This window comes from Cellulomonas sp. PS-H5, assembly GCF_019265565.1.
GTDB lineage: Bacteria > Actinomycetota > Actinomycetes > Actinomycetales > Cellulomonadaceae > Cellulomonas.
Map to the genome: position 1 here is coordinate 1 of NZ_JAHVCI010000092.1, position 10,171 is coordinate 10,171.

The following is a 10,171-nucleotide window of genomic DNA, read 5'->3' on the forward strand; positions in this document are numbered from 1 at the left end:
GGCACCGCCGACGCCGCGGCCCGCGCGGGCGCCGTCGCGCTCGGGCGGCGCCACCGGCTCGGGCAGGACCCCGGGCGCGCCCTCGCGCGCCAGCCGGGCGGCGTCGGCCGGGGGCACGCCGTCCAGCGTGAGCGACCGCATGGACATGAGGCGCGCCAGGTCGGCCGTGCTGTACCGCCGGTGCGCGCCGGCCGTGTGCTCGGACGGGCCGAGCCCGTAGCGGCGGTCCCAGGTGCGCAGCGTGGCGGGGGCGACCCCGAGGCGCGAGGCGACGGCGGCGACGGTGAGGATCGGCCCGTCGAGGTCGGCCGCCTCGATCGCGCCGTCGTCGGGGCCCCGCCCGGGGTCGCCGGCCGGCTCCTCGTCCTCGCTGTGCTGCATCTCGTCCGTCTCGTCCCCGCCGCCGGTCCCGCGGCCCGTCCTCGATTGTGCCGGGGATCTGGCGCGGTTTCCAGCGGCAGCGGGCCGGACCGCGCCAGCACGTGGACCGCGCCGGACGGAACCGCGCCACGAATCGCGCCAGCGCTGGTCGGCGCGCTGAAGCGATTCGCGGCGAACCGATTCGCGACACGGTCTTGAACAACTGCTGGCGCGGTTGTACTGTCCTCATCAGTGCAGTTCAGCCGACGCACCAGGGACCTCGGTCCCAGGGAACGGTCGTCGGTCGGACCGCCCCCCGCACGTCATCAGAACGGCGCCACCGCGCCGAGTGGATGGAGGACCCCCATGGCCGAGATCTCCCGCCTCCCGGGACCCGTGATGGAGCTCTGGGAGTGGCAGTACGAGGGTGCCTGCCGCGACGCCGACCAGGACCTGTTCTTCCACCCCGAGGGCGAGCGGGGCGCCGCGCGCCGCCGCCGCGCCGAGGCGGCCAAGGCGATCTGCGCGACCTGCCCGGTCATCAACGAGTGCCGCGAGCAGTCGCTCGCGGTCCGCGAGCCGTACGGCGTCTGGGGCGGCCTGTCCGAGGACGAGCGCACCGCCGTCCTCGCCGAGCGCGCCGGCCGGACGAGCCACCAGGCGATCTGAGCCGCTCGGCGTCCGGGCCGCCGACGGCCTGGGCGCCGCCACCTGAACGTGGCGACCGAGCGCGGTGCGACACCGCGCGGTCGCCGTCCACGAGCGACGGGGCCCCTCCGCATGCGGAGGGGCCCCGTCGTGCTGTCCGGCCCCAGCCGTGGCAGGCGCGCCGCCGACCCCGCCGACCGGTGCCACGCCCGCCTGCGCACGTTGAGCGAGTACTCGACACGTCGAGCGAGCAGCCGGCGACTACGCACTCGACGTGTCGGTTGCGCTCTCGACGGCGGGACGCACCGCGAACGCACGGGCCCCGGACGCGACGAGGGCCCCCTCCGTCCACGGAGAGGGCCCTCGTCAGGCGTCCGCCGGCCGCACGGGCTAGCGGGGGGACGTCACTTGGTGACGACCGCCAGGATGTCGCGCGCGGAGAGGATGAGGTACTCCTCGCCGTCGTACTTGACCTCGGTGCCGCCGTACTTGCTGTAGATGACCTTGTCACCGACCGCCACGTCGAGCGGGACGCGGTTGCCGTTGTCGTCGATGCGACCCGGACCCACGGCCAGGACCTCGCCCTCCTGGGGCTTCTCCTTGGCGCTGTCCGGGATGACGAGACCGGAGGCGGTCGTCTGCTCCGCCTCGAGCGTCTTGACGACGATCCGGTCCTCGAGCGGCTTGATGGAGACCGACACAGCGGACCTCCCCTTCGCGTGTGAGTGCTGCCTGATGTCCGTTGTCGCCCCGTCGGTCCTGCCGTCGTCGCGGGTGCCGGCCGAACTGCGGTGCGTTGGCACTCCCACGAGGAGAGTGCCGATCAGCACTCTAGGAACCCGTTAGCACTCGGTCAAGGCGAGTGCCAACGTCCGGGGGTCGCGCGTCACATCCGTCCGCTCCGGCCGCGGCGCCCGTCGTCGGCCCGCGCCGCCGTGCGAGGATCGCGGGATGGACGCGTCCGGCCTCGCCAAGCTGCTCAGCCCCGAGGGCTGGGCCCTGCTGTCCGCCCTCCCCCCGTACGACGAGCGGCACGCGATGGCCCTGTCCGAGCGGCTGCGCAAGGACGGCTTCGACGCCGACCTGGTCGCCGCCGCCCTGACCCAGTCGCGGCTGCGCGCGAAGGCGCACGACAAGCTCGGCGAGTTCGCGGACGGCATGCTCTTCACCCCCGCGGGCCTCGAGCAGGCGACCCGGCTGGTGGTCGCCGCCCGGCACGCCCGCCGGTACGCGGCCGCGGGCGTCACCCGCGTCGCCGACCTGACCTCCGGCCTGGGTGCCGACGCGATGGCGTTCGCGGGGGTCGGGCTGCGGGTGCTCGCGGTCGACGCCGACGAGACCACCGCCGCCCTGGCGACGATCAACCTGCGCGCGTTCCCCGAGGCCGAAGTCCGGCACGGCGACGGCCTGGCGGTCGACCTCGCCGCCGAGGGCGTGGACGGCGTGTACGCCGACCCCGCGCGCCGGACGTCCGGCGGGAGCCGGGTGTTCGACCCCGCGGCGTACGCCCCGCCGCTGGACGACGTCCTCGCCCTCCGCGAGCGCGTGCCCGCCCTGGGCCTCAAGCTCGGCCCGGGCGTGCCGCACAGCGCCCTGCCGGACGACGCCGAGGCGCAGTGGGTGTCGGTCGACGGCGACGTCGTCGAGCTCGGCCTGTGGTTCGGCCCGCTCGCCCCCGAGGGCCCCGGCCGGTCGGCGCTGCTGCTCGGGGCCGGCGGCGGGTCCGCCGTGCTGCGCGCCGCCGGCGAGCGCTCCCGCGCCGAGGTCGGGCCCGTCGGCGCCTACCTCTACGAGCCCGACGGAGCCGTGATCCGCGCCGGGCTGGTCGCCGAGGTCGCCGCCGAGGTGCAGGGACGGCTCGTGGACAGCACGATCGCCTACGTGACCTCCGACGCGCTGCACGCGACCCCGTTCGCCACGGCCTACCGCGTGCTCGACAGCCTGCCGTTCGGCCTCAAGCGGCTGCGGGCCTACCTGCGCGAGCGGGGCGTCGGGTCCCTGACGATCAAGAAGCGCGGGACGGCCGTCGTCCCGGAGCAGCTGCGCCGCCAGCTCGACCTCCGCGGGACCGCCGCCGCGACGATCGTGCTCACCCGCGTCGCCGGCCAGCAGCAGGTGCTGCTCGTCGAGCCCGTCGGCGCCGCCGCGTGACCACCCCGGCCCGGCTGCCGTTCGCGCGGTCCGAGCGGTCGACCGTCGGCATCGAGTGGGAGCTCGCGCTCGTCGACGCCGACTCGGGCGACCTGCGCCAGGTCGCGAGCACCGTCCTCGACGCGGTCCGCCCCGCCGGCGCCGCCGAGCACCCCGCGATCAAGCAGGAGTTGCTGCTCAACACCGTCGAGGTCGTGTCCGGCGTCTGCCGCACCGTCGGCGAGGCGGGCGCGGACCTGCAGCGCGCGGTCGACGAGGTCCGCACGGTCACCGACCCGCTGCGCGTCGAGCTGATGAGCGCCGGCACCCACCCGTTCGCGCGCTGGGCCCAGCAGAAGGTCACCGACAAGCAGCGGTACGCCACCCTGATCGACCGGACGCAGTGGTGGGGCCGGCAGATGCTGATCTACGGCGTGCACGTGCACGTCGGCATCGAGGACCGGGACAAGGTGCTTCCGATCTCCCGCGCCCTGCTGACCACGTTCGCGCACCTGCAGTCGCTGTCCGCGTCCAGCCCGTTCTGGGGCGGCAAGGACACCGGGTACGCGTCGAACCGCGCGCTCATGTTCCAGCAGCTGCCGACCGCCGGGCTGCCCTTCCAGTTCGAGCGCTGGGACCAGCTCGAGGCCTACGTCGGGGACATGCTGCACACCGGCGTGATCGACGCGTTCGACGAGGTGCGCTGGGACGTCCGGCCGTCGCCGCGGTTCGGCACGATCGAGGCCCGGATCTGCGACGGCTCCCCCAGCCTGCTGGAGGTCACCGCCCTCGCCGCGCTCACGCACTGCCTCGTCGAGCACTTCTCCACCCTGCTCGACCGCGGCGAGGAGCTGCCCACGATCCCGCCGTGGTTCGCGCAGGAGAACAAGTGGCGCTCCGCGCGCTACGGCATGGACGCGATCATCATCACGAACGCGGCGGGCGACGAGGAGCTCGTGACCGACGCGGTCGCGCGGCTGCTGGTCGACCTGGAGCCGGTCGCCGAGCGGCTGGGCTGCGCGGCCGAGCTCGACGCCGTGCGGGTCGTCCTGCGCAAGGGCGCGTCCTACCAGCGGCAGCGGGCGGTGGCCCGGCGGAACGCGGGCGAGCTCGACGCGGTGGTGGCGTCGCTCGTCGCGGAGATGCGGGCGGGCCGGCCGCTCTGACGGGCGCCGCGCGCGGGCCGCGCGGGGTCAGACCGTGACGGTCTCCAGCGGCATCGTCGAGTCGACGCCGATCGCGAAGTCCGACGCCGGCAGCCCGCGGCGCACGACCGCGGCGCCCAGCGCGGCGATCATCGCGCCGTTGTCCGTGCAGTACTTGATCGGCGGGATGCGCAGGTCGATCCCGGCCGCGGCGCACCGCTCGGCGGCCATGTCCCGCAGCTGCGAGTTCGCGGAGAACCCGCCGCCGACCACCAGCGTGTCCACGCCGTGCTTCCGGCAGGCCGCGATGGTCTTGGCGGTGAGCACGTCGGCCACGGACGCGGCGAACGACGCCGACACGTCCTCGAGCGGGATCTCCTCGCCGGCGTCCTCGCGCGCCTCGACCCAGCGGGCCACGGCGGTCTTCAGGCCGGAGAACGAGAAGTCGTCCGCGTGCTTCGCCTGGTCCTTCGCCGCGGTGAGGCCGCGCGGGAACCGGATCGCGGTCGGGTCGCCCTCGCGCGCCAGCCGGTCGATGTGCGGTCCGCCGGGATAGGGCAGGCCGAGCAGGCGGCCGACCTTGTCGAACGCCTCCCCCGCCGCGTCGTCGAGCGTCGAGCCGAGCTCGTGCACGCCGGTGACGACGTCGTCGATCAGCAGGAGGCTGGAGTGCCCGCCGGACACGACGAGCGCCATGACCCGGTCGGGGAACAGGCCGTGCACCAGCTCGTCCACGGCCGCGTGGCCGATGACGTGGTTGACGCCGTAGAGCGGCTTGCCCAGGCCGTACGCGAGCGCCTTGGCCGCGGCGGTGCCGACGGTGAGCGACCCGACGAGGCCGGGCCCGGCGGTGACGGCGACCGCGTCGACGTCCGCGAGCGTGACCCCGGCGGTGCCGAGCGCGCGCTCGATCGTCGGGATCATCGCCTCGAGGTGGGCGCGGGAGGCGATCTCCGGGATGATCCCGCCGAACCGCGCGTGCTCGTCCATGGAGGACGCGACGGCGTCGACCAGGAGCTCGCTGCGGTCGGCGTGGGCGCGGACCAGGGCGACCCCGGTCTCGTCGCAGGACGTCTCGATCCCCAGGACGAGGGGCGCTTCAGGCATGTCCCCGAGTCTAGGCCGCGCGCCGCGGTCCCCTCGCGCGGGCGGCCCTCGTCGCGCGCGCGGGCGGTGTGACACGGTTCACGCAGGCAACAGGGATGACCTCGTAGATGTTGCGCATTCAACCGATCATGAGCATCGACACCGCACCGTCGTCCGCCGCCGCCGACCTCCGCGTCCCGCAGGAGATCGTGGACCTGGTGTTCCGGGACGCCCGCACCGTCAACACGTTCACCGACGGCGAGGTCACCGACGAGCAGGTCCGCGCCGTCTGGGACGTCGTCCGCTGGGGCCCGACCGCGATGAACTCGCTGCCGCTGCGCCTGCTGCTCGTCCGCACGGGCGAGGGCCGCGAGCGTCTCGTCGACCACATGAACGAGGGCAACAAGGCCAAGACCCGGCGTGCGCCGCTCAGCATCGTCGTGGCCGCCGACGTCGACTTCCACGAGCAGCTCCCCCGCCTGGCCCCGCACATGGCCGGCGCCCGGGACAACTTCGCCGGCATCGAGGACGTCCGCGCCCGGATGTCCCGCGACAACGCGTTCCTGCAGGCGGGCTACCTGATCGTCGGCCTGCGCGCCGCGGGCCTGCACGTCGGGCCGATGACCGGCTACGACGCCCCCGGGCTGGACGCCGACCTGCTCGCCGGGTCGGGCTGGCGCTCGATCATGGTCCTCAACGTGGGCAGCACGCCCCAGGACGTCGAGGGCTTCGGCATGCCGGCCTCGCACCCGCGCCAGGGCCGCCTCGACTTCGAGGACGTCGCGCGCTCGATCTGACACCGCGCGCGCCGCGCCGGCGACGCGCGAGGGCCCCGCACCGGCACGCCCGGGCGGGGCCCTCGTCGCGTCCGGCGCGCCCGCTCAGGCCTTGCGGCGCATCGTCCAGGCGTCGACGTTCTCGGGCTGGTAGTAGCCCTTGCGCCGGCCGAACCGCTCGAACCCCGCGCGCTCGTACAGCCGCAGCGCCGGCTCGTTGTCGACCCGCACCTCCAGGAGCACGTCGCCCGCGCCGAGCTCGCGCGCGTGGTCGAGCAGCGCGTCCAGCAGCATCCGGCCGACCCCGCGGCCCTGCGCGTCCGGGCGGGTGCCGACGGTCATCACCTGGCCGTCGTAGCCGTCGAACCACAGTCCCGCGTACCCGACCAGCTCGCCCGACGCCCGGTCCTGCGCGCCGACGTACCACCGGCCCGGGCCGGCGATCTCCTCCGCCAGCGACGCCCGGGACCAGGCACCGGCGCCGAACAGCGCCTCCTCCATGTCCTCCAGCGCGTCGAGGTCGTCGGGGACGAGCGGCCGGAGCAGCACGTCGGCGGTGCGGCCTGCGTCGGCGGTGCGGCCTCCGTCGGCGGTGCCGTCCGGCGACGAGGCGTCCGCCCGCACGGTCGCGTCCTCCGGCGCCGCACCGTCCGCGGCCCCGGACCCGTCCCGCGTACCGTCCTCGGACGAGGTCACGCGCGCGCCCGCTTCGCGGCGGCCGGCGGCACGGCGTCCGGGCGGCGCAGGTACAGCGGCTCCGTCGGCAGCACCACGCCCGCGTCCGCCACCGCGAGCCGGGCGAGCGCGACGCGGGCGAGGTCCGCGGCGTCGACGGCGTCCGGCGTGCCGGGCACCGGGGGCAGCAGCTCCGGGTACAGCGCGGTGCCCGGGCCGACGAGCAGCAGCCCCTCGAGCCCCTGCTCCGCGACCGCGGCCGGCGTCGCGACGCCCGGGCCCTCGACCGCCTCGACGGTCGGGGCGGCGCCCGCGCCGACCACCGCGCGGTACCGGGCCCAGTAGACCTCCTTGCGGCGCGCGTCCGTCAGGACCAGCACCTCGCGGTCGTCGAGGGCCGGGCCGGCGCCGGACGCCGCCGCGGCGACCGCGGCCAGCGCCAGTGCGTCGAGCGAGGACACCCCGTGCACCGGAACGCCGAGCGCCAGGCCGAGCGTGCGGGCCGTGACCAGGCCGACGCGCAGGCCGGTGAACGGCGCCGGGCCCGTGCCCGCCACCACCGCGGTCAGGTCGGTGCGGGCGGCGCCCGCCTCGGCGAGGACCTCGTCGAGCAGCGGGGTCAGCGTCTCCGCGTGCCGGCGGGCCTCGCCGGTCGACCGGGTGGCCAGGGTGCGGCCGGCGTCGTCGACGACGGCGGCGGACGCGGCGGCGGAGGTGTCGAGCGCGAGGACGGGCACCGGTGGGCTTCCTTCGGGGTCGGGGTCGGGATCGGGGTGGGACGAGGGTCGAGGTCTGCGGGTCGGCGGTCCGCCGTTCGCCGCGGGTGGTCGACCCGGGTCGGCGCGCGGCGGCGCCGGTGCGTCAGGCGGAGGGCGCGCCCGGCAGCGCGACGCCGCGCCAGCGGTCGCCGCGCGCCCGGACGGTCACGGCGCGGACGCCCGCGGCGGCGTCCTCCGCGTGCTCGGCGTGCGGGGCGCCACCGGCGGCGTCGGCGCCGCGGGGACGGCGCAGGGCCACCTCCAGGCGGTCGTCGGCGAGCGACTCGACGAGGCCCTCGCCCCACTCGACGACCGTCACCGACTCGTCGAGCGAGGTGTCCAGGTCGAGCGCGTCGACCTCGTCGAGCGAGCCGAGCCGGTACGCGTCGACGTGCACCAGGGCCGGGCCGGTCGCGCCGTCGGGCCCCGGGAGGGGCGGGTGCACCCGCGCGATCACGAACGTCGGCGAGGCCACCGCCCCGCGCACGCCGAGCCCGGTGCCGATGCCCTGGGTCAGGGTGGTCTTGCCCGCGCCGAGGTCGCCGGTCAGCACGACGAGGTCGCCCGCCCGCAGCAGCCCCGCGAGGGCCTCGCCGTACGCGCGGGTCGCGTCCGCGTCCGCCAGGTCCACCGTCACCTCGGCGACCGTCGCGGTCGCCCCGTCCTGCTCGCTCACGCCACTCCCTCCGCGACGCGCTCCGCGCCGCTCGCCGGGACCTCCCGGCCGCCGTCCACGTAGACCCGCGGCACCCGGGCACCGAGCCGGGTCACGATCTCGTAGCTGATGGTGCCCGCCGAGTCCGCCCAGTCCTGCGCCGTCGGCCCGCCGTCCGCTCCGGTGCCGAACAGCACCACGCGGTCACCCGCCTGCTCCGTCGCGCCCGGGCCGAGGTCCACCATCACCTGGTCCATGCAGACCCGCCCGGCGATCGCCAGGCGCCGGCCGCCGACGCCCAGCGGGGCACCCGGGGCGCCGTCCTGGCCCGAGGCGTGCCGCGGGACGCCGTCCGCGTACCCCAGCGGCACGACGCCGACCACGGTGTCGTGCGGCGTCACGTAGTGGTGGCCGTAGGACATGCCGTGCCCCGCCGGCAGGCGCTTGACGTTCGCGAGCTCGGCCTCGACCGTCATCGCGGGCACCAGCCCGAACCGCTCCGGCCCGCCGAGCTGCGGCACCGGGGTCAGGCCGTACAGCGCGATGCCCGGGCGCACGAGGTCGAGGTGCAGCTCCGGGTCCGTCAGCGTCGAGGCGGAGGCCGCGATGTGCCGCACCTCGAACCGGGCGCCGCGGGCCTCGGCGTCCGCCGCCGCGGCGCGCAGGACGTCGCCCTGGGCGTGCAGGCTCGGGTGGCCGGGCTCGTCGGCGAAGGCCAGGTGCGACCAGATGCCGACCAGGCGGACGACGCCCTCGGCCTCGAGCCGCAGCGCCTCGTCGACCACGGCGGGCAGGTCGGCCGGGGTCAGCCCGTTGCGGCCGAGGCCCGTGTCGACCTTCACGTGGATGCGGGCCGTGCGGCCCGTGGCGCGGGCGGCGTCGGCGACCTCGCGCAGCGCCCACGGGGCGGCGACGGACAGGTCGACGTCCGCGGCCACGGCCTCGGCCAGCGGCGCCCCCGGGGCGTACAGCCAGGTCAGCACGCGGGCGGTGACGCCGCCGGCGCGCAGGGCCAGCGCCTCGGCCACCTGCGCCACGCCCAGCCAGCTCGCGCCGCCCTCGACCGCCGCGCGCGCGACGGCCAGCAGCCCGTGCCCGTAGGCGTCCGCCTTCACGACCGCCATGAGCTGCGCCGTCGGGGCGAGGTCGCCCAGGGTCCGCGCGTTGGCACGCACGGCCCCGACGTCCACGACCGCCCGCGCGGGAAACCTGCTCACGCCCCCAGTGTCGCACCGGCGCGCGGGTGCCTCGCGCGCCGGACGCGCGGCGCGGCCGGGTCAGTCGACCGTGACGACCGCGTCCGCCCGGACCCGCGTCGCCGCGACCAGGTCCGCGTTCCGCTGGTCGGGCCCGTGCGTCCACGCGTACGCGGCGGCCGGCGGCTTGCCGAACAGCTCGTGCCGGGCGACCAGCCGCTCGGCCCGCACCTCCTCGGGCAGGTCGACGAACCAGCAGGCGTCGAGCAGCTCGCGGACCGGCGCGAACCCGTGCCGGTCGAGCAGCAGGTAGTTGCCCTCCGTGATGACGAGCGGCACGTCCGCCGGCACGCCGATCGCCCCGGCCACGCCGTTGCGCAGGTCCCGGCGGTACTCCGGCGCGTACACCGTCTCCCCCGGCACCGGCGCGCGCAGCCGGCGCAGCAGCGCGACGTACCCCGCCGCGTCGAACGTGTCCGGTGCGCCCTTGCGGTCGGCGCGCCCGAGGCGCTCGAGCTCGGTCTGCGCGAGGTGGAACCCGTCCATCGGCACCACGACGCACCGGCCGGGGAACGCCGCGAGGATCTGCGAGCTCAGCGTCGACTTGCCGGCGCCGGGCGCGCCCGCGATGCCGAGCAGCCGGCGCGGCGGGGCGGTCGTCGTGCCCGGCGCGTCGAGCAGCGCCGCGACCCGGCGCCGCAGGTCGTCCCGGAGCGGGGCGTCGGCGGCCGGGGTCGGCGGG

The 10,171-nt window shown here is 76.4% G+C and carries 12 protein-coding genes; 4 read left to right on the forward strand and 8 right to left on the reverse strand.

From position 1 onward, the window contains the following. On the reverse strand, nucleotides 1–381 hold a 381-nt coding region (locus J5O08_RS19715; protein ID WP_218708612.1), incomplete at its 3' end, for a MerR family transcriptional regulator. A 345-nt stretch (nucleotides 382–726) separates the two neighbouring features. On the opposite strand from J5O08_RS19715, the gene J5O08_RS19720 reads away from it, so the two are divergent. After that, entirely contained in the window at nucleotides 727–1,029 is a 303-nt protein-coding gene (locus J5O08_RS19720; RefSeq protein WP_218708614.1) for a WhiB family transcriptional regulator, read from the forward strand. Between the two features lie 383 nt (nucleotides 1,030–1,412). Here J5O08_RS19720 and groES read toward each other — a convergent pair whose 3' ends face one another. Next, nucleotides 1,413–1,709, reverse strand: a complete 297-nt coding sequence (gene groES / locus J5O08_RS19725) for a co-chaperone GroES (protein WP_122149810.1) — start codon at nucleotides 1,707–1,709, stop codon at nucleotides 1,413–1,415. Nucleotides 1,710–1,959: 250 nt separating this feature from the next. On the opposite strand from groES, the gene J5O08_RS19730 reads away from it, so the two are divergent. Together J5O08_RS19730 and J5O08_RS19735 are read left to right on the forward strand one after the other, a co-directional pair. Then, nucleotides 1,960–3,159, forward strand: a complete 1,200-nt coding sequence (locus J5O08_RS19730; protein ID WP_218708615.1) for a class I SAM-dependent methyltransferase — start codon at nucleotides 1,960–1,962, stop codon at nucleotides 3,157–3,159. Further along, complete coding sequence (locus J5O08_RS19735) at nucleotides 3,156–4,304, forward strand: glutamate--cysteine ligase (RefSeq protein WP_217614920.1); 1,149 nt, start codon at nucleotides 3,156–3,158, stop codon at nucleotides 4,302–4,304. Before J5O08_RS19730 ends, J5O08_RS19735 begins: the two co-directional genes overlap by 4 nt. Nucleotides 4,305–4,331: 27 nt before the next feature. On the opposite strand, the gene tsaD is transcribed toward J5O08_RS19735, so the two are convergent. Further along, a complete protein-coding gene (gene tsaD / locus J5O08_RS19740; RefSeq protein ID WP_218708616.1) occupies nucleotides 4,332–5,390 on the reverse strand; it encodes a tRNA (adenosine(37)-N6)-threonylcarbamoyltransferase complex transferase subunit TsaD in 1,059 nt (352 codons plus the stop codon). Between the two features lie 128 nt (nucleotides 5,391–5,518). Between tsaD and J5O08_RS19745 the strand changes: the two genes are divergently transcribed. After that, on the forward strand, nucleotides 5,519–6,166 hold the full coding sequence (locus tag J5O08_RS19745; RefSeq protein ID WP_218708617.1) for a malonic semialdehyde reductase: 648 nt from the start codon (nucleotides 5,519–5,521) through the stop codon (nucleotides 6,164–6,166). An 84-nt stretch (nucleotides 6,167–6,250) separates the two neighbouring features. On the opposite strand, the gene rimI is transcribed toward J5O08_RS19745, so the two are convergent. The 5 genes from rimI to J5O08_RS19770 all read right to left on the reverse strand — a co-directional run bounded on the left by rimI (nucleotide 6,251) and on the right by J5O08_RS19770 (nucleotide 10,131). Next, on the reverse strand, nucleotides 6,251–6,841 hold the full coding sequence (gene rimI / locus J5O08_RS19750) for a ribosomal protein S18-alanine N-acetyltransferase (RefSeq protein WP_308281743.1): 591 nt from the start codon (nucleotides 6,839–6,841) through the stop codon (nucleotides 6,251–6,253). Further along, complete coding sequence (gene tsaB, locus J5O08_RS19755) at nucleotides 6,838–7,557, reverse strand: tRNA (adenosine(37)-N6)-threonylcarbamoyltransferase complex dimerization subunit type 1 TsaB (protein WP_218708618.1); 720 nt, start codon at nucleotides 7,555–7,557, stop codon at nucleotides 6,838–6,840. The genes rimI and tsaB overlap by 4 nt, the downstream gene beginning before the upstream one ends. Before the next feature lie 124 nt (nucleotides 7,558–7,681). Next, entirely contained in the window at nucleotides 7,682–8,254 is a 573-nt protein-coding gene (tsaE, locus tag J5O08_RS19760) for a tRNA (adenosine(37)-N6)-threonylcarbamoyltransferase complex ATPase subunit type 1 TsaE (protein ID WP_218708619.1), read from the reverse strand. Then, nucleotides 8,251–9,450, reverse strand: a complete 1,200-nt coding sequence (alr, locus tag J5O08_RS19765) for an alanine racemase (RefSeq protein ID WP_218708620.1) — start codon at nucleotides 9,448–9,450, stop codon at nucleotides 8,251–8,253. The genes tsaE and alr overlap by 4 nt, the downstream gene beginning before the upstream one ends. A gap of 60 nt (nucleotides 9,451–9,510) precedes the next feature. Continuing rightward, complete coding sequence (locus tag J5O08_RS19770; protein WP_218708622.1) at nucleotides 9,511–10,131, reverse strand: nucleoside/nucleotide kinase family protein; 621 nt, start codon at nucleotides 10,129–10,131, stop codon at nucleotides 9,511–9,513. Nucleotides 10,132–10,171 lie beyond the last annotated feature (40 nt).

Coding starts and splice junctions, on each gene's coding strand:
- J5O08_RS19730 (WP_218708615.1), top strand. CDS start 1,960: ATGGACGCGTCCGGCCTCGCCAAGCTGCTCAGCCCCGAGGGCTGGGCC.
- J5O08_RS19720 (WP_218708614.1), top strand. CDS start 727: ATGGCCGAGATCTCCCGCCTCCCGGGACCCGTGATGGAGCTCTGGGAG.
- J5O08_RS19745 (WP_218708617.1), top strand. CDS start 5,519: ATGAGCATCGACACCGCACCGTCGTCCGCCGCCGCCGACCTCCGCGTC.
- tsaD (WP_218708616.1), bottom strand. CDS start 5,390: ATGCCTGAAGCGCCCCTCGTCCTGGGGATCGAGACGTCCTGCGACGAG.